Origin of the sequence: Corallococcus sp. CA047B (genome assembly GCF_003612065.1) — a bacterium.
Lineage (GTDB): Bacteria > Myxococcota > Myxococcia > Myxococcales > Myxococcaceae > Corallococcus > Corallococcus praedator.
In genome coordinates, this window is record NZ_RAWD01000106.1 from 1 (window position 1) to 18,662 (window position 18,662).

The 18,662-nt window shown below is 67.5% G+C and carries 16 protein-coding genes; 2 read left to right on the forward strand and 14 right to left on the reverse strand.

Going from position 1 to position 18,662, the window contains the following annotated elements; genetic code table 11:
• Positions 1-131: 131 nt before the first annotated feature.
• On the forward strand, positions 132-1,472 hold the full coding sequence (locus tag D7X74_RS18005; RefSeq protein ID WP_255424436.1) for an ISL3 family transposase: 1,341 nt from the start codon (positions 132-134) through the stop codon (positions 1,470-1,472).
• A 218-nt stretch (positions 1,473-1,690) separates the two neighbouring features.
• Here D7X74_RS18005 and D7X74_RS18015 read toward each other — a convergent pair whose 3' ends face one another.
• The 13 genes from D7X74_RS18015 to D7X74_RS18075 all read right to left on the reverse strand — a co-directional run bounded on the left by D7X74_RS18015 (position 1,691) and on the right by D7X74_RS18075 (position 16,987).
• Complete coding sequence (locus D7X74_RS18015) at positions 1,691-2,266, reverse strand: hypothetical protein (protein WP_233595766.1); 576 nt, start codon at positions 2,264-2,266, stop codon at positions 1,691-1,693.
• 798 nt (positions 2,267-3,064) lie between these two features.
• Positions 3,065-4,504, reverse strand: a complete 1,440-nt coding sequence (locus D7X74_RS18030) for a sensor histidine kinase KdpD (protein WP_158620431.1) — start codon at positions 4,502-4,504, stop codon at positions 3,065-3,067.
• Positions 4,505-4,539: 35 nt separating this feature from the next.
• A complete protein-coding gene (locus D7X74_RS18035; protein WP_120534206.1) occupies positions 4,540-6,735 on the reverse strand; it encodes an ATPase domain-containing protein in 2,196 nt (731 codons plus the stop codon).
• On the reverse strand, positions 6,732-7,181 hold the full coding sequence (locus D7X74_RS18040; protein ID WP_120534207.1) for a hypothetical protein: 450 nt from the start codon (positions 7,179-7,181) through the stop codon (positions 6,732-6,734). Before D7X74_RS18040 ends, D7X74_RS18035 begins: the two co-directional genes overlap by 4 nt.
• Before the next feature lie 438 nt (positions 7,182-7,619).
• Positions 7,620-7,823: a DDE-type integrase/transposase/recombinase gene (locus tag D7X74_RS45290; RefSeq protein WP_147446603.1), complete on the reverse strand. Its 204-nt coding sequence runs from the start codon at positions 7,821-7,823 to the stop codon at positions 7,620-7,622.
• A gap of 45 nt (positions 7,824-7,868) precedes the next feature.
• On the reverse strand, positions 7,869-8,138 hold the full coding sequence (locus tag D7X74_RS45295; RefSeq protein WP_147446604.1) for a hypothetical protein: 270 nt from the start codon (positions 8,136-8,138) through the stop codon (positions 7,869-7,871).
• A gap of 99 nt (positions 8,139-8,237) precedes the next feature.
• Positions 8,238-9,635 (reverse strand): DUF1552 domain-containing protein, encoded by a 1,398-nt coding sequence (locus tag D7X74_RS18050; RefSeq protein ID WP_120534209.1) that lies wholly within the window; start codon positions 9,633-9,635, stop codon positions 8,238-8,240.
• 5 nt (positions 9,636-9,640) lie between these two features.
• A complete protein-coding gene (locus D7X74_RS18055; protein WP_120534210.1) occupies positions 9,641-11,968 on the reverse strand; it encodes a DUF1588 domain-containing protein in 2,328 nt (775 codons plus the stop codon).
• An 81-nt stretch (positions 11,969-12,049) separates the two neighbouring features.
• Positions 12,050-14,254, reverse strand: a complete 2,205-nt coding sequence (locus tag D7X74_RS18060) for a M3 family metallopeptidase (protein ID WP_120534211.1) — start codon at positions 14,252-14,254, stop codon at positions 12,050-12,052.
• Between the two features lie 144 nt (positions 14,255-14,398).
• On the reverse strand, positions 14,399-14,854 hold the full coding sequence (locus D7X74_RS18065) for a toxin-antitoxin system YwqK family antitoxin (protein ID WP_147446605.1): 456 nt from the start codon (positions 14,852-14,854) through the stop codon (positions 14,399-14,401).
• A 365-nt stretch (positions 14,855-15,219) separates the two neighbouring features.
• A complete protein-coding gene (locus D7X74_RS43025; protein WP_158622251.1) occupies positions 15,220-15,396 on the reverse strand; it encodes a hypothetical protein in 177 nt (58 codons plus the stop codon).
• A gap of 416 nt (positions 15,397-15,812) precedes the next feature.
• Positions 15,813-16,151, reverse strand: a complete 339-nt coding sequence (locus tag D7X74_RS43030) for a hypothetical protein (protein WP_158622252.1) — start codon at positions 16,149-16,151, stop codon at positions 15,813-15,815.
• A 212-nt stretch (positions 16,152-16,363) separates the two neighbouring features.
• On the reverse strand, positions 16,364-16,987 hold the full coding sequence (locus D7X74_RS18075; RefSeq protein ID WP_147446606.1) for a hypothetical protein: 624 nt from the start codon (positions 16,985-16,987) through the stop codon (positions 16,364-16,366).
• A gap of 366 nt (positions 16,988-17,353) precedes the next feature.
• Between D7X74_RS18075 and D7X74_RS18080 the strand changes: the two genes are divergently transcribed.
• A complete protein-coding gene (locus tag D7X74_RS18080; RefSeq protein WP_233602154.1) occupies positions 17,354-18,106 on the forward strand; it encodes a class I SAM-dependent methyltransferase in 753 nt (250 codons plus the stop codon).
• A gap of 102 nt (positions 18,107-18,208) precedes the next feature.
• Here the strand turns inward: D7X74_RS18080 and D7X74_RS18085 are convergent, their stop codons facing one another.
• Positions 18,209-18,547 carry a UBP-type zinc finger domain-containing protein gene (locus D7X74_RS18085; protein WP_120534215.1) on the reverse strand — a complete coding sequence of 113 codons (339 nt, stop codon included), beginning with the start codon at positions 18,545-18,547 and terminating at the stop codon, positions 18,209-18,211.
• Between the last annotated feature and the right edge of the window lie 115 nt (positions 18,548-18,662).

The following is an 18,662-nucleotide window of genomic DNA, read 5'->3' on the forward strand; positions in this document are numbered from 1 at the left end:
CTGCCCGCCTGGTTCGACGACTACAACCGCTGCCACCCGCATCGGGGCCTCAAGATGAAGTCACCCCACGAGTTCCGTACTGCTAACTCTCAACCTTGAGCTGTCCGATTTGACGGGGGCAACTCCAGCACCTGCCTCGTCTGCTCGCTCCTCGTGCCCGGCGCACGCATCGGCTCGCCACCGCGCAGCGCGCAGTGGGCATGACGGCTGGAGCTGAAGCCGGAGCAAGGCTTCTCACGCCGCTCGCCATGCCGACGAGTCCCGACACGCTGCTTCGGTTGATGCACAGCGCCCCTCTGCCTCCGCCGACAAGGCCTCGGGTGCTCGGGGTGGATGACTGGGCCCTGCGCAAAGGTCGCACCTACGGCTCCATCCTCGTCGACTTGGAGGCACGCCGCGTCGTCGACTTGTTGCCTGACCGCTCGGCATCGACTGTCGCGGCATGGCTGCGCAAGCACCAAGGCGTCGAGCTCATCGCCAGGGACCGTTCCACCGAGTATGCACGCGCGGCAACTCTCGGTGCTCCCGACGCTCGACAGGTCGCAGACCGCTGGCACCTGCTGCTCAATGGGCGGCAGATGGTGGAGCGCTGGCTGACTGGCACTCACGCGCGCCTGCGGGCACTGCCCGACGTGGCGAGCGCGGAGGCCTCCCCTGTGCGTCGTCACGCAAGCTTCCCGCGCACTCGCGCCGAAGTGCGCACCGGAGAGGAAAGTAGGATCCGTCGAGTTGCTGCGTACGAAGCGGTGCGACGTCTGCACCTGGCTGGACAGCCCTTGCTGAGAATCAGCCGCACCCTGGGGCTGGCGCGAGCAACGGTACGCAAGTACGCCTGCGCAGAAACCTTTCCAGAGCGCGCGGTTCGAGTGCCCGGTCCGAGCATCCTCGACCCCTTTGTGAGATTCGCGCCAAGGGCTTCGGCGGCACGTCGCGGCAGGTCCATCGGTGGCTCCAAACGCGGCGCACGGCGCACGGCGCCGTCGCGCTCGACGCCCCGTACACGTCGCGGCTCCCATTCAATCCCGAAGAGCCCGCGCCCCGTCACAAGCCTCCCATCGCCCAAGCAACTCGCGTGGCTCTGCGTCCAACCGCGGTCCGCGCTCACATCCACCGAGGCAGCCACGCTGACTCGCATCGAGCAGGATGAGGAGGCTGCACGCGTCGTTGCGCTGACATGTCGCTTCGGTGAGCTGGTGCGCGAGCGGGGCGTCACGCGCGGTGCTGAGCCGGCCACTTCCTGCGCCGCCTTCGAGCAGTGGCTGGGCGAGGCACGCACGTGCGGCGTGCGCGCGGTGGAATCCTTTGCGCAGGGACTTGAACAGGACGGCGATGCCGTCCGAGCCGCGCTGACTATGCCTTGGAGCAATGCTCAATCCGAAGGTCAAATCACGAAGCTCAAGCTCCTCAAGCGCCAGATGTACGGCCGCGCCAGCTTCGACCTGCTGCGCCGTCGCGTGCTGCTCGCTGCCTGAATTGGCGCTTCACATGAAGCGCGGGAGAGCCACGGAATCGGGGCACGCTCACGCTCAACCCAACCCCGGAGGGACAATGAGCGTCCTGGTGGAGACCGAGCCCGTGGAGGGTACGCCCCGAGGTGCCTTCACCCTGACGCTGTGGGGGGAGGCCGGCAAGCGCCCCATCATCCTCGGCGACATCAAGTTCCCGTGAGTGGACGGGGCGGTCAGGCGCCTCACTCCGGATACGAGTTCTTCGCCGCATCCCTGCGACCGGGCTCCGCGGCCTGGCTCTCCTGCCACTCGCGGTGAGCAGCGAGCTTCGCCTCGATGGCTTGGGCCAGCCTCGAGGGAACCTCCTCGGCGAGGAAGGGCGAGAGCTGCTCGAGCGCCCGTTCGAGCTCCGGAAATGGCACCTGATTCTTGTCGACCAGGATCTTCCAGGGCTCGGAGACGGAGCCTCGCTCCAGATTGAAGGCGACTCGCTCCACCTGCCGTTCAGTGGGGACAGCGATGCGGACTCCCGCGAAGCGGTCATTCTCACACGCGCTGACCCATACGTCCGTGTGCGAACCCACCTTCCCTCGCCTTCCCCGCTCCCCGTACTCGACGCCACATGCACGCAGGGGACGCAGTTGCGCCTGAATGTCGGCCAACGCCTGAAGGCCCCCCACGTCGGTCATCCCGATCATTCCGACGTCGGTCGGCTTCCGGCCCAGCAGCATGACCGCTGCGGACATGCCGCCGACCACTACCGCGACCGCGGCGATGATGAGAATCGTGTTCTTGCTGGACTTCCGTGCTGGCTGCATGGGCAGTGTCCTCATGGCAAGGGGCTCACTCGGGATACGAGGTCTTTGAGCTTGCCCCGATTTCGTGGGGCACGCTCAGAACTGTGTGACGTGGCGGCTGGCCTGCCGCAGCGCAAGGCAATTGCAGAGGGTGCGCAGAGGGTCGTCTTGAGACATCGCTACCGGGAAGTATACGTGGGCCCGCGCGAGTCCGCTTAGAGACACGCGCATGAGGACCCACCCACCGGTTCCACGATGCCTGGGTGATGGCCGCGGCCCTCTTCGTGGTGCTCCTGTGCGCGGCGGGCGGGTGGGCGACCCCGAGCGTCTTCATCGTCCCCCCAGCGCGAGAGTTCGACTGGAGCCGGGCCCTCGTCTCCCCGGCCGTATCGGTGAACCGGGTGCCCTACGGGCTGGCGGGGCCGTTCGCTGCGGCGCTGATGCAGAAGTTCGGCATCCGGCGCACGACGCCCATGTCCCTCTGCATCATCGCGACGGGCGTGGCGCTGACGAACTCCCTCCGCGCGCCCCCTGCCTCTGCGCCTCAGCCTGTCTCTCGCAGGCAGCTTCATGGTCCTGCGCCGCCTGGCAGCCCGTACAAAGCTGCCGGCTCACAGGCAGTACTGAGCCTTCCCGGGTTTTGTGGACACCCGAGATGAGGTGACCGAAGGATGTCCACGACGATGCCGAGACGAGAGCGAAGGAAGTACAGGCGGTCTCAAGCGGTGAACGCACCACTCGGGTGCTCACCATGGCACCCTGCTCGACGGGAGGCACTGGGTGCGAGGCCGAGGGAAAGCAGCAAAGGCAGGCGCTCCGTCACGGCGTGGCGACCGCGCTGACGTCCTCGGCCAGGGGAACCGTGAAGCGGAACGTCGCGCCGTGTCCCCACTCACTCTCGACCCAGATGCGGCCACCATGCGCGTCGACGATTCCTCTCGCGATGGCGAGCCCCTGGCCGGTCCCCCTGTATTTCGCCTCGCCGCTGCGCCAGTACCGGTCGAAAAGATGCTTGATGTCGTCCGCGCGAATCCCAGGACCATCGTCCGCGACCGCGAACACGCTCTGGTTCCCGTGCGCCTCGACCTTGAGGGTGATGTGCCCGCCCTCGGCGGTGACCTTGGCGGCGTTGCCGACCAGGTTGGACAGGACCTGCAGGATGCGAACCCTATCGCAAAGAATGGGCGGGAGGCGCGGCTCGACCTCCGCGGTCATCGTCAGCCGATGTTCCTGCGCGACGCGCTCGAAGCTCGCCAGCGTCTCGTTGACCAGCGCGCCCGCGTCATTGGGCTGACGCTTGATGGAGAGGTGCCCGCGCTCGATGTTCACGAAGTCGAGCAGGTCGTCGATGAGCCGCATCATGCGCTCGGCCGCGCGTTGGATTCGCTCGACCGCCTTGGGGACTGGAAGCTCGGGCCGCCTCGCGGTGGCTTCTTGCCGTGCGAGCGCGTCGGTGGTCATGATGATGGTCGAGAGGGGGTTCCTCAGGTCGTGAGACACCACCCCGAGGATCTGCTCACGCTCTCTCACCGCGACCTGCGCCTGTCTGTACAGTTGGGCGTTCTCCCTGGCGAGCGCCTCGTATCTGTCACTCGAGCTCTCGGCGACGAGGCGGTCTCGTTCAGATGCGGCGCCTCGTGTCTCCGCCTGGGCACGCTCCTCCTCGGCGTCCTCGCGTCGGGTGATGTCGCGCCGCCACGCGCGGTCACGCTCGAGCGCGATCGCGAGTTGATTGGCGATGGCATTGACGAAGGTCAAGTCCTTCTTGTCGAGGGACATGGCCCCTTCGAGCTGAAGGGCACCGAAGAGCGAGTGCTCGGCCACCACGAGCGGGATGACGATGAACCGCTTCTCTTCATCCCCTTCACTCCGCTCCTGCCGGGGCAGCAGGGTCTCACCCGGCTGCTCGCTGAGTCCGAGGGACTCGGTCGACTTCGCCCCGACGAGGTAGGCATAGGAGGCCTCCGCGTGTTCCTTGACCGCTCGCAGCCGTTCGGAGTCCTGAAGCTCGGACGGCCAGATGATCATCCTCGACTGGCCATTCTCCGTCTGGATGAGGACCGCGCTGCGCAGGGGTAGCGACTTCGCGAGGATGCCAAGCGCGGGGTCGAAGGACTGCGCGACGCTCTTGAAGCTCGCGAAGAGCTTGCTGATTTCATACAGGTGCTCGAGCCGTCGATAGGCCTGCTCCAGGCTCCCAAACGAAGGGTCGGCGGGGGGCAGGCCACGCGTGCGCTGTCCGCTCGCCTCCTCTCGCATGTCATGGCGAGATGCCTTCTTCCGCCGACCAGGGTTCATCCTTGTCTCGTATCCTCGTGCTGTGACAGATGCTTGGTATCCTCGGGGGCGGCCCAGGAAGGCGTCGGGAGCTCGCTCACGGGCGCACCGATTCGCAGCCCTCCCCGCGCGACCGTCATGAAGTGGGTGCGCCGCTCATGCTCACTGCCACGAGTCTTCACGACCGTCAGCGTAGGAGCCAGCCGGCCGGCCGCTTCCCTGTAGCGCAGCATGAGCAGGTTGTCGGCGATGGGTGAGAGCCCCTGGTCCGTGACTCGCTCCATGGAGCAGAGCGAGGACGACTCGAGCGTGAGGACGCTGGTGATGCCGAGGGTCTTGAAGCGGACCACCAGCTTGTAGAGCACGTGGCGGAACTCGTCGATGGGGGTGTGCGCCGTCAGCAGTTGCGTCACGGCGTCGAGCACGACGCGTGAGGCCTTGAGCGCCTTGAGCTGGTCCGACAGCACGGTGAGGAACTGACCCGCGCGCAAATGCTCCCGGGAGACGTAGAGCACCTGGATGAGGCCCGCGTCGAGCTGCGCGCGCAGCGGCAAACCCAGGGCCTCGGCGCTGGCGAGCAGCTGCTCGGGCCCCTCCTCCATCGAGACATAGAGGCCCGGCTCCCCAGCCCTGGCGCCCTCCAGGAGGAACTGGATTCCGAAGGTGCTCTTGCCAACGCCCGCGCTGCCAGAGACGAGGGTGGTGCTTCGCCTGAGCAACCCACCGCCCATCAGCCCGTCGAGCCCGGGAGTGCCAGAGCCCAGCCGGGAGGAAGCCTCCAGCGCGGGGGGAGGGGCCTCCACGCGGAGTTGTTCCCCGTAACGAGGGAAGATGGAGACCCCCCCGGCGCCAATGGCAATGGAGTGTCGGCCCTTGAGGTGAGCGGTGTTGCGAAGCTTGTACACCTCGATGTAGCGCTCCCGCTCCAGGCCCTCCTCCGTGGAGCTGAGGATGATGACGCCGTCCACCACGGTCTCCTCGACGCCCATGCGGCTGACCTGACGGGAGCCGTAGGGGATGTCGGTGGGAAAGAAGCCGACGGCCTGTGCGTTCTGGACGATGCTACAGAGGTGGAAGACCTTCTCGCGGCTGAGCTGCGGGTCCGTCACCTTGTCCAGGAACACCGAGACGGAGTCGATGACCACGCGCCGGGCCTTCATGGCCTTGATGCGCTCGCGAATCATCAAGAGGTGGGCCTCCACCATGATGTCGGGCTGGGGGATGAAGACGATCTCCACCATGCCGCGCTCAATCTCCCTGTCGAGCTCCCAGCCGAGGCCCTTCGCGGCGGCGCGGAGGCGCTCCTCACTCTCCTCGAAAGAGAAGAGGATGCCTTTCTCGCCCGCGAGCGCGCCCCGGTAGATGAACTCGAGAGAGAGGACGGTCTTTCCGGTGCCCGCGACGCCGCTGAGCAGGAGGCTCGACCCCCAGGGGATGCCGGGCCCGAGAATCTCGTCGAGCTTGGTGATGTGCGTCTTGCAGCGCTCCTGCGGCTCCTCCGGAATCAACTCGCGTTTGATGGCCTCGCGGGGCGCGAACATCTCCAGGCCGTTGGAGGTGATGAGGAAGGGATGCTCGTCCCGGCTGTGGTCCGTCCCCCGCATCTTGACGATTCTGAAGAAGCGCTGGTGCTCGCCCTGGGACACGCGCTGAGAGAGGACGAGGAGGCCGTCGACGATGGAGAAGAGGGGATTGCTCTCATAGTCGGCGGGCCCGTACTCGCCGAGGAGCAGCGCGGTGGTCTCCCAAGCCATCAGGTTCACGGCGATCTCATAGCCGAACGTCCTGAGCTCCTCCCTGGAGGCCGCCAGGTCATCAAAGGCCTTGAAGCTGTCGATGACGACGATGTCTGGCTTGACCTGCTTGAGGTTGTCCATGATGAGCGCGAGGGCCGCATCGAAGCTCCTCAGCCGCAGCATGGCGCCGAGGTCCACGAACTGGACACCCTCCTCGAACTTCTTCGGGTCGAAGAACGAGAACTGCTGGAGGTGCCGCAGCGTCTTCGCGGTCGGCTCCGAGAGGGTGTTGAAGGCGAGGACGCGGTGGGCGGCCGAGGCGTTGTGGAAGCAGATCTGCTGGGTGAGCGTCGTCTTGCCCGAGCCGGGGGGGCCGCACACGGCGGTGACGGAGCCCTTGGGCAGGCCACCCTTGAAGAGCTCATCGAGGTTGGGGACGCCGGTCTGGAGGCGCGGGATGTCGATTCTCTTCGTCATGACGTTGTGTCCTCGCCCGCGGTGACGCGTGGGCGGACCGCCTCCGGAAGTGCGACTTTGGAGAGTTCCGCATGCAGCTCCGGCGTTAAGATTTCAGCGGTCAGGTTGCCGAGCACGGTGAGGAACTCCACGAGCACGAATCGACTGCCCTCCCTCAGCCCGGAGTCGTGCCCGGAGTGGACCTGCTCACGAAGCTCTCCGAACCGGAGCCCCCCCACCCGCTCGACGTTGAGGGACGCGAAGAGCGGGAACCGCTCGGAGGCATTGTGCAGAACGCGTTCGGCGATGGCGGTCAGCGTCACTTCGCCGAGCGTGGTCAACGTCTGTTTCCACAGCACGGTGAGTGCCGCCTCGAAGAGCTGGAGAAAGGCCTCCGTCGATAGATTCCTGGCGGCTCGGTCCAGCCAGGCGTCGACGCAGGCCGCGTGCTGACCCTCGTCAAGCACGGTTTCCCTCACCCGCTCGAACGACCCGCGCCTTGGCTGGAAGGCCGTCGCCCCCGCACTGCCCGCACTGAAGGAGGAGGGTGCTCAGCGTGGCGGAGGGGGCGCCCACGTTCTCACCGGTGCTGGACGAAAGTGGGGCCGCCAGGGAGGCGGCTCGTTGGGTGCATCCCTGGAGTGCTTTGGCTGCCCATCGCATTCTTTCCCGCTCTCATCACCTCTAACGTCCCGCCGCGATGGACGTAGGCGCAGGGCTGGTACTCCGGGATAATGTAAGGGCGACGATATATTCGAGGAGTGGTTGACAGACTGGGCGGGGGCCAGCCCGTACGCCAGCAGATACGACATGGGCGGTAGGGGCGCTCTCAAGCGGTCGTCGCAACAGCTGACGCGAATACTTCGGCAGGCGTTCGCCATGCAAGCGTTTGACGCGGGCGCCCGTTAGGTTCGTGCTCGATGGCGTCGAGTTGCTTGCCGGTTGGTGTTTTCGTTGCTGCCGCGCTGCCAGGGGCTGTGCGGGTCGCAGAAGGAGACTTGTACCTGGGTGTCGATGGTGAAGCGTGCGTGCTCGGCCATCTCCTTGCCCTGGTCCCACGTGAGCGAGCGGCGCAGATGCTCGGGCCGCCGCGGAATCTGCTCTGTCATGGCCTCGTGGACGCGCTCTGCCGTCCGGCCGTGCGGCAACTCCAGTCACATCACGCAGCGGCTGTGGCGCTCCACGAGGGTGCCGACAGCGGACCTGCCTGCCTTGCCGATGACGAGGTCGCCCTCCCAGTGGCCCGCGACCGCGCGGTCCTCGGCTTCTGACGGCCTCTGGCTGAGCATCACCCTATCGCGCAGCTGTCCGCCCACGTCGTTGCGCTTGCTGGGCCGGCGCTGGGTCCGGCCTGTGCGCAGGCAGGCGGCGAGTTCTTTGCGCAGCGAGCCTCGCGCCGGAGAATCGAGCGAACTTCGCGGCATCCGAGCGGCGCGGCTGGCACTCCACCATCGGAGGGCCCCGCGCCGCTTCCTGTCGGGCGCCTGTGGCGGCGTCACAGCCGCCCAGCCCGCTCTCGCGGCTCAGCCATACAGCTCGCTCAGCGGCCCCGGCGCGATGCGCGTGCTGCCCTCCTGCCCGAAGGTGTTGAAGTCCGCGTCTCCGAACGCGTGGCCGAGCGTGTTGAAGAGGTTGGAGACCTGCCGGTTCCGGGCCGCGTCGTACTTCGGGTACACGACCGTGCGCCCGTCGGTCTTCAGGCCCAGCGCGTTGCCGCCCACCACGAGCTTCGGCCACTCACGCGAGGTCGAGTGGTGCTGCTCGCCGTTGTCGGACATGAAGACGATCGCGGTGTGATCCAGCATCGAGCCGCTCGCGCCGACCTCGGGCGTGGCGGCCAGCGTCCTCGCCAGGTTCGCCACCAGCTGCACGTGGCGGCGGGTGACCTCGGCGACGCGCTCCCAGTTCTGCCCCGCATCCAGGCCGTGCTGCAAGCTGTGTCGCGGGATGTCGGTCACGTCCGGGCCGTAGGCCACGTCGAAGCCCGAGGTGCCCGTCGCCAGCACCACCGTGTTCGTCAGCCCGCCCAGGAGGGACGCCGTGGCGATCTGGAACTGCGCCTCGAACCACTTCAGCGAGTCGGGCGGTGAGCCCGCGCCGGTGATGAGCGGGTTGTCCTTCGGCGCCAGCGGCAGGTAGGGCCGCACGCGGTCCGCCATGCCCGCGAGCTGATCCTCCCGCGTGCGCAGCGACTCGAGCGAGGAGAGGTAGCGCTCCAGCTTCAGCCGCTCGTTGGAGTTGCCGCGGAACTCCGCCAGCGCCTTGCGCGAGTCGGCCAGCGCGAAGTCGAAGAGCATCTTGCGATCGCGCCCATTCGTCGAGCCGCCGAGCAGCGAGCCGAAGGTGCTGTCGAACGCGAGCGACGGGTTGACGATGATGCCCGCGGGCTTGCGGGGTCCGAGCGCGCAGGTCTCGTACACGATCGACACGCGCGCGGAGCTGGTGCCCAGGCGCAGCACGTCGAACGGTGCACCACGGCGCAGGCGAGGTGCGATCACCGCGTCGAAAGTCGCGCCCGCGCCGTTCACCGCGCAGCTCAGCCCGCCCGTCCCGCTGGAGTGCCCGCCGCCCGCGATGAGGTTCGAGAGCCCCAGCAGCACGGCGGAGCGGTTCACCAGGTCGAGGTTGCCGGAAGACGCCGCCAGCGGCCCGAGACTGATCGCGCTGGCGAGATTGTCGCCCTCACGCACCAGCGGCGTGTCCTTGTACGCGTCCCAGAAGAGGCGGTCGGAGGTGTTGGCGCGTCCACCCAGCGCCGCGCGGGTGCCCGTGCTCAGGAGCGCGCGGGGGTAGACGCCATTGCACTCGAGGACCAGCACCAGGCGCGCCGGCAAAGCTGACGACTGGGCGTAGACGTCGTGGAAGTAGGGCGCGAAGAGGCCGGCGGCCATGCCCTTCAGGACGGTTCGTCGCGAGAACATGGCAGTCACTCTCCAGCCTGCGGCACACGCCGCGTCTTCCAGGTGTCGCTGGTCATCAGCGTGGTCAGCATCTTGGAGAACGAGCCGTTGTTCTGGTCATAGGCCTGCTCCATCTGCGTCAGCGTGCAGGCGTCGCTCGGGTTCTCCGGACGGGCCATGAAGTAGCGGAAGGCCTGTCGCACGAAGCAGCGTTTCACGTGCCGCGACGTCGCCAGGCGCTCGCTCAACTCCACCGCGTCGCGCACCGCGCCGTCCAGCGCGGGGTCCGGCATCGACGTGAGCGTCGAGCTTCCGTCCGGCGTGGTCCAGCCTCCGCTGGTCGAGTGATCCCGCGCGCGCAGGAAGCCCGCGTGGTTGTAGATCTCGAAGGGCAGGCCGAGCGGCTCCATCAGGCGGTGACAGCCCTGACACTGCGCTCCGGCGGTCGCCTCCTGCAGGCGGCGGCGCGCGTTCTTGTCGGCAGCGTGAGCGCCGACCTGGGCTGCCACCTGCACGCTGCTGAGCGGCGGGACGAAGCCGCACAGCAGGTTCTCGCGCACCCACTTGCCGCGGTGGACGATGGACGGATCGTCCTCGAAGTTGCCGCCGTGCGCGGCCAGCCACACCGGGTGGGTCAGCACGCCCGCGCGCTCGGTGGCAGGCAGCTTCTTCCAGCGGCCCGCGACGGTCGCCGGGAGGATCTCGCTGACGTTGTAGGGGTGCGAGAGGCCCTTATGCGAGTCGTACGCCGCGTCCTGCATGGAGGGCACGTAGAAGGTGCGCGTGGTGAGGAGGTTCGCCAGCACGTCCTGATCCTCGACGACCACCCGCGCGATCAGATCGTCGAACTGCTGGATGAAGGTCGGCTCCAGCGGATGGAAGTTGGTGAGCAGGTTGTCGTACGAGACCGAGCTGATGTAGCCGAGCCCCTCGAGCTCGAAGCGCGAGGTCGCCGCCGGGGACTCCTTGAACACCGCGGACACGTGCTCGTAGCCGAGCCACTCGCGGAAGAAGCCCGCGACGCCGTCACCCAGCCAGTACTGCCCGCGCTTGGAGCGCTGCTCCTCGTTGTAGTCCTGCACGAGATCGAAGCGCGGTGTCCCGTTCTGGTTGGCGTCGACGCCGCCCAGGTGCTTCTTGATCAGGGCGGTGGTCGTCGCATCCTGCGTGAGCGAGCCATCCTTCGCGGCAAGGGCCACGTCCGCCAGATGCCCCTCGAGGGGCGCGGAGTAGTACGGCCACACGAAGCTCGGCGTGGCCGAGGGCGCGCGCCCCCCAAGCGCGTAGGCCAGCTGCGAGCCCAGCTCGAGGCTGGTCAGTTGCACGCGACCGTCGGCCGGCTCGCCGCCCATCTCGCGGCGGAACATGGCGCCGGTCATCATCCACGCAGCGTTGGAGATCCGCGTGATGGAGTCCGCGCGGTTTTGCGGGGAGTTGCTCGGCTCCTGCGCGATGACCGCGGTCGCGAAGGCGGTGAGGCGGGAGAGCTCATCCTCGGTGGGCGGGCGGAAGAAGACGCCGAACTCGAGCATCTGGCCCAGGTGGAAGCGCTTGCAGGTGTCGCTCGGGTTCGAGTCGCTGAACATGCAGCTGAAGCGGCTGTTGGTGTAGACACGCTCCATCCGGTTGCCGTCCGGGTAGTTCATCGTCCACGGCGAGGCGGCCGCGCCGACCACCGGCAGGAAGAGCTCCACCGTGGCCTCGTCCAGCGTCTCGTCCGTGGCCCAGGAGCTGTACTGCTCGATGGCGCTGGGATCGAGCGGGTTGTCGTAGAAGCTGAACCCGGTCCAGCTGCGCTCGACCGAGCCACCGACGTTGCGGGTGAACTCGCGCCGGTTCATGCGGCGGATGCGCGTCGGCGCATCCGAGCGCACGCCTTCGGTGCAGCTGAAGAGCGCGGACTGATCGAGCAGGTTGGGCTCGGGCACCACGGTCACGGGCGGGCCGCCCGTGCCACCGCAGAGGGGCATCCCCTGCCCGATCCAGGTCTCGAGCGCGGTGAGCTCGGCTGCGCTCGCGCGCTCATGCGGGGCCGGCGGCATCGGAGACGCGTCGTCGCGCATGCGGATGAGCGCGCGCTGGGCGTTGCTGAGTTTCCCATCCATCGCCGAGCTCACCCGCATGTCGTGCAGGGTGCGCAGCGGCATCGTCGCCCCCTGGGTCGGCAGCGCGCCGTGACAGCTGGCGCAGCGATTGGCGAGCACCGACTGCACCACGCACGCGGCGCCCAGGTTCCCGCCAGGCTCGCCAGGCTCACCTGGGTTGTTGGGGCCTCCGTTGTTGGTGCTTGGCTCGATGGTGCCCTTGCACGCAACGAGGCTCAACAGTCCGGCCAGCAGGAGGACGCGGTTCATCCGGCAAGACTGGCACGGACGGAGGGTGGGATAGCAAGCAAGCTCTGCCAAACGGGCTCAGACCCATGACTCCCAAGGGATTCAGGGCTGCGACTTCGTCTGCGCGGCGGCGGGCACCGGGAAGCCGCGCTTGCGCATCAGCGCGTTGATGCCGGCGTCGCGGCCGCGGAACGCGCGGTAGCCCTCCGCCGGGTCCACGGTGTTGCCCACGGAGAAGACGCTCTTGCGCAGCTTCTCCGCCACCGCCTTGTCGTACGCGCCCTTGCCCTCGGTGAAGCCCTCGAAGGCGTCCGCCGTCAGCGTGTCGGACCACAGGTAGCTGTAGTAGCCCGCCGAGTAGCCATCGCTCGCGAAGACGTGGCCGAACTGCGGCGTGCGGTGGCGCATCACGATCTCCTTGGGCATGCCCAGCGCATTGAGCGTGTCGCGCTCGAAGGCATCCGCGTCGATGCTCACGTCGCCCGCCAGGTGCAGCTTCATGTCCACCAGCGCGGAGGACAGGTACTCCACCGTGCCGAAGCCCTGATTGAACGTCGCGGCCTTCTCGATGCGCGCCACCAGCGCCTGGGGGATGGGCTTGCCCGTCTGGTAGTGCAGCGCGAAGGTGTTGAGCACCTGGGGCGTGGACAGCCAGTGCTCCAGCAGCTGCGAGGGGAACTCCACGTAGTCGCGCGCGACGCTGGTGCCGGCCAGGGACGGATAGGACACCGACGAGCTGAGGCCGTGCAGCGCGTGGCCGAACTCGTGGAACAGCGTGCTCGCGTCCTCCCAGGAGATGAGCACCGCCTCTCCGGGCGCGCCCTTCACGAAGTTGGAGTTGTTGGAGACAATGGTCGTCACCTCACCCTTGAACCGCTCCTGGTTGCGGTAGGCGTTCATCCACGCGCCGGAGCGCTTGCCCGGCCGCGCGTACGGGTCGAAGTACCACAGGCCCACGTGACGGCCGGAGGCCTGGTCCTTCACCTCCCAGACACGGACATCCGGGTGGTAGACGGGCACGTCCGTCACCGGCGTGAAGGCGAAGCCGAACAGCTCACCGGCCACCCAGAACATGCCCTCGCGCAGCTTCTCCAGTTGGAGGTAGGGCTTCACCTCGTTCTGGTCCAGGTCGTACTTCGCCTTGCGGACCTTCTCCGCGTAGAAGCGGTAGTCCCAGGGCTCGATCTTCAGCTTCGCGCGCTCCTTGTCGGCCACCTTCTGCATGTCCGCCACCTCCTCGCGGACACGGGCCACGGCGGGCTTCCACACCGCCTCCATCAGCTCCATGGCGCGCTCGGGCGTCCGGGCCATGGCGTTCTCCAGGCGCCAGTGCGCGTGCGTGGCGTAGCCCAGGAGCTTCGCGCGCTCGGCGCGCAGCTTGAGGACCTCCGGGATGATGGCGTTGTTGTCGCGCGCATCCCCGTTGTCGCCCCGGTTGACGTAGTTGCGCCAGACCTTCTCGCGCAGGTCGCGGCGCGACGAGTAGGTCAGGAACGGCTCCATGGAGGAGCGCGTGTTGGTGATGATCCACTTGCCCTTCTGCCCCCGCGCCTCGGCGGCTGCGGCGGCGCCCGCGCGCACGGAGTCCGGCAGGCCCGCCAGGTCCGCCTCGGACTCCAGGACGACGGTGTAGCCCTCCTCGTCACCGAGCACGTGCTGGCTGAAGGACGTGTAGAGCGACGCCAGGCGCTGGTTGATGGCGCCCATCCGCGCCTTGGCCGCCGCGTCCAGCTTCGCGCCGGAGCGCACGAAGCGCGTGTAGTGCAGCCACGCCAGGCGCTGCTGCTCCGGCGTCAGCTTCGCCTTGTCGGGGGACTGGTAGACGGCTTCGATGCGGCGGAAGAGGCCCTCGTTCTGGAAGACTTCGTCCTCGAAGGCGGCGAAGCGGGGTGCCATCTCCCGCTCCACGGCCTGGAACTCCGGGCTGCTCAGCGACGAACCCCAGATGCCGTAGAGCGTCCTCTCTTTGGCGTACGTCCGGCCCGCGTCCTCCAGCGCGGCCAGCGTGTTCTCGAAGTCGGGCGCGGCGGGGTTGCTGGCGATGGCGTCCAGCTCCCGGCGGTACGCGTCCATCGCCGCGTGGATGGCGGGCTTGAAGTTGTCCACCTTCACCTGGGCGAAGGGAGGCACGCCGCCGTACGGGCCGGGCCACTTCCCCGGCAGGGCCATCCGGGCCGCACCCGGCGCGGCGGCCTCGCTCGTGGGGGCCGGCGCGGCGACTTCGGGGCGGGCCTCCGGGGACGTCGTCGCACAGCCGGAGGAGACGAGCGCGGCCACACCCGCGCTGGCGAAGAAGAGGTTGCGCATGAACAGGGGTTCTCCCGACGAAAAGGGGTGTGCACCAAAGCACGGAATCAGGTCCCCCCAACGCGTTCTGAAGGCCGCGTCTTCCCGACCGAGGACAGACGCCACGCGAGGCGGTGACGGATCCTCATCCCTGCTTCTGACGGATCAGGGCTTCGGCTTGCTGGAGAAACTCTGCCCCACGAAGTAAGGGGCGAAGGCGCTGGTCTTGCGATCGGCCCAAGGAGGGTTGCCCGATTCGCCGATTGTGAAGGGCTGGCCCTTCGCGTCCACACCCCGGATGTCGGTGCCGTCATAGATGGGGCCTTTGGGCTCATAGGCCGGCCCGGGGAAGGACAGGGTGTACAGGGTCTTTCCTTGCGGGTCCTTCGCCTCCCAGACCTGGGATTTGCCTCCGAGGAAGAAACCGCCCGTCAAAGAGATGGCGCCTGACAGGTGGTACTGCTTCCAGGGGCCATGGGGCTGACCTGCCTTGAAGAACCCCTCCTCCAGAGGCTTTCCATTGGCCTGGAAGAGCGTGAAGGCGCCATGCCGGACACGGCCCTGGGGAACCTGGATCCAACACGAGACAACGCGGCCCCACAGGGAATCCGTCTCCTCCATGGGCTCCGCCTGAGGAGGACAGGGGCGCTGGGCCCACAGCTCCATTCGCGGATCATTGGGGCCTGAGTAGAGGGGGGCTGAGGAGAGGGGGGCTGAGGAGGGCGCCTCCATCCTGGAACAGCTCGATAGGAGCGTGCTGGCCAGTGCCAGCGCTGACGCGGCCATCCATGCACCCCAAGGGTGTGCCTTCATCCAAATGACTCCTGCCCTGCCGGGCTCGATTCAGGTCCGGAGAGTACTCCGAGAAACGTTCCACCTACACCGGGATGAAGCCCCTCTGACGTTCCAATCCCAGACACTCGCCTCGGCCACGGCGTCCGCCATGCTGCTGCGCTCACGGGACCTGCGCGTCCCGGAGCCGTGAATCATTCAGGTGGCGCTTCATCACAGCCACAGTGCCAGCGGCGGCCACAGATGACGGGCTCTTCGTCGGCGCCGATCGTGAAGACCTGTTCGATCGCGGGCGAACCCACGTCTCCCATGAACTCTTCCGGTTCGTGCTGCTCGACCTTACAGCGTCCCCTCTTATCGGGTGGCTCCATGTCTCCACATTGCAAGGCCAGGGAAGGATGTCCAAGGTGACGGTCCAGTCCGGCCATCCGGTGTCGGTCGCAACATCCGTGCAGCCAAGCCCCTGCCGCGCACCTCATGGGCGGGCGGCCAGGGCCAGCGTGTACCCCACAAGGAGCTCAAGCCGCTCCTCCACCCGCCTGGCTCACTGCTTGAGCAGCCCCATCTGCGGCCCTCCGCGGCACCTCCGCTCCTGCCCTCACCCTCCTCATGGCCTCTATCCCGCATATACGCTGCACGAGTGCCTCACTGGGAAGCTGCCGTTCAAGGAGTCGGCGGATCCTGACAAGGCGGTGCTCAACCGCGCCCTGCCCCCGATACCTGCGGACGTGCCGCTGAAGCTGGATGTGGTTGTGCGCCGCGCGACGACGAAGCGCGCGCTGGAGCGCTACCCGTCGACGCTCGCGTTCCGCGAGCCGCTGGTGGAGGCGATTGGAAAGCTGCCGACGCACGAGGAGCTCGCGGAGCACTTGGCGAAGCTGTTCCCGCCGGAGAGCGATGCGCGCGCGGCGCGGCGGGCGACGAGCAAGGTGCCGGAGTTCTCCTCGGCGGAGAGCAGTGCGTCCGCGCCCGCGCAGCCCGTGGCCGCCGCGCAGCAGGCTCCGGTCACCGTGCAGGCTCCGGCGGCGAAGGTCCCCGCGCCCGTGCAGGCCGCGTCCCGGGGGGAAGGACGGGAGCGCGCGAAGAGCACGGCCCCGGTAATCCCCAGGCAGAGTGCGACCGCCACGATGAGGAGGTTCCAGCGGACACCCGGTGGGAAGGACCGCCGGGGCTCGGTAGGCGGAAGCTTGCCGCATTCAAGCGCGCTTGCCTCGCACAACGGAAGAGGGGGAAGCCGCCAACGCTCGCGGCGCGGCGCTCCGTGGCACGTTTCCCAGGAGTCCTCCGCCCCTGGATTCGTGGAGATCACGGGCGAGGCCCGTCAATTCGTAGGGCATCTCAATCAGAGTACAGGCAAAGCATCGTGACCGGGTCGAAGACCGCGTTCCGTCCTCGACCAAAGTCGACTCCGACGTAGGGAGGTGTGGAGTGCATCAGCCGGATCCGCACGGGCTCGGGTTCCGACTCGAACCGGAGGGACACGGGATGCTCTAGAAACCACGCCCGCACCAGCGCGCTCTCCTCTTCCGACAACGACCCTTCCGTCCGCCCGATCATCTGCTGAACCCTGGCTTCGTTTTCCCTGAGCAGGGATTTGAGACGGCGCCATTCCCCGAAATGCCGTCCGCCAACCTGGGCCACTGTCGGAGACAGCGCCAGGAGCGACAGCACGGTCAGCGGGGGAAGCACGCGCCGCCAGAGTCGGACGATCGGGTCGGCCTCATGTCGGGCCACGAAGAATCCACAGAAACCGATCAGGATGAACAGCCAGCCACAAAGCGCTCCCCCCAGGAGAATATCGATGGGCGGATCGCCCGGGATGGATGTTGGCTCAGCCGTCAGCGCCTGCAGCGCCCCCACCGAGCCGAGCGACACGGCGACGCAGGTAGAGGGCACGAACCAGCACACCAGCAACGTCAGCCCCAGGCGTTTGACAGTGCGACTCATCGGTTCGGAATTCATGGACCCTCCCAGACCCGCACCCGTGTATCCAGGACGGACCCTCCGCCTGTGGGCATATCCATCAGCCCCCCCGCGTGAAGTTCTCCTTCCGCTCACCCTCATTGCCCGGCCGGAGCTCGTGAGCCCTTGCATGAAATCAGACTATAGGCGGAATGGGGGCCCTGTTTTGAGGGGGTGGGCTGGTGAAGGGCCGCTGGAAGGCGACGCGCGGGCCCTCGCGTCGCTGATGACCTTCAAGGCCTGAGCTGAAGGCGCCCGTGAGAGGCACTGCGAAGCGCGCATTGCCCCTCACAGCGGGGCAGGCTCATCCGGATCCTCCGCGCATTCAGGCCGCAGGGGTCGACCCGAATGCGATTCCCTGGTGGGATGCGCACCGCATCCCTGATGGCTCCGGAGGCTGGAATGACTCTCTTTCGTGCGCAGGCAGCGTCCCGTCACCTGGTGCGGTGGTGTCTCTGCCTTGTCACGGTCGCGACCGCCGCCTGTCGCTCCGAGAACAAGGAGGGAGCGCGCCAGGACGTCCCTCCCGCGGCGGCGCAGGCTGCCACGCCGGAAGCACCGGCCGAACTTCACGGTGTCGGGGGCGTCGAAGGCGTGGATCCCGCGTATGACCAATCCCGTCAGCCCGCCAGGTTCGTCGCCGCGCTGGGGCTTTCCCCAGGACAACGGATCGCGGATGTCGGAGCAGGCCTGGGTTATTTCACGCTGCGACTGTCGGATGCCGTCGGCCCGACGGGACGGGTGGTCGCGACCGACATCAATGACGAGGCCCTCAAGCAGCTTCGCCAACGTGTCTTCGGGCGGAAGAACGTCGAGGCGCGCAAGGTAACCCCGGACACCCCGGGCCTTGAGCCGGGAACCTACGACGTGATCCTGCTCGCCGAGGTGGACCACTTCCTGCCGGACCGTGTGGCCTTCCTCGAAAGCCTGAGGCCCGCCCTCACCCCGAACGGTCGCATCGCAGTGACGCACCTCCGGGCCATGCGTCCCCCGCTCGTCGCCGCCGCCCAGGCCGCGGGCTACGCCGTCGTTTCGGAGTTCAACGACCTCCCGGTCCACTACCTGCTCTTCCTCCAGCCCGTGCGATCCGGTGACACCTCCAGCACTGCCCCACGGTGACTTCGGGCGCGAGCAGGTAGAGCTGTTGCCCCGGTCGGGTGATGAACGCGGCCCGCCACCCGGCCCTCAACGAAGGTCGCGCAGGCGTCCGAGGCCAGGTGCCTACGGCGCGCTCATGGGGGCCGAGTAGTGCACCGGCGGCGACTCGCCTGGGAAGGTGGGGATCCGCTCGAGGAACTGCTCGTCCACGAAGCACCAGGCCCAGTCCTCCCCAGGCTCGAACGATTTGATGACCGGGTGGGAGCTGGCGTGGAAGTGCCGGGTTGAGTGGCGTGACGGCGAGTCGTCGCAGCAGCCCACGTGCCCGCAGGTCAGGCACATCCTGAGGTGGACCCAGTCACCTCCGTCCTTCAGACACTCCACACATCCGTGGCCACTGGGGTGGATGGGCGCCGTCCGGTGACGCTCGGTCACTTCCAGGTGTGGACATATCTTCTTCATGGCTCGCGCTCCGTGTTGGGGCATCCGTCCGATGGCCCCAGGACGCATAGGGCGAATAGAAGGCCTGTTGAGGGTGGGGGCTGGAGCAGAGGTGCCGAAGAGGGACGCTGACGGG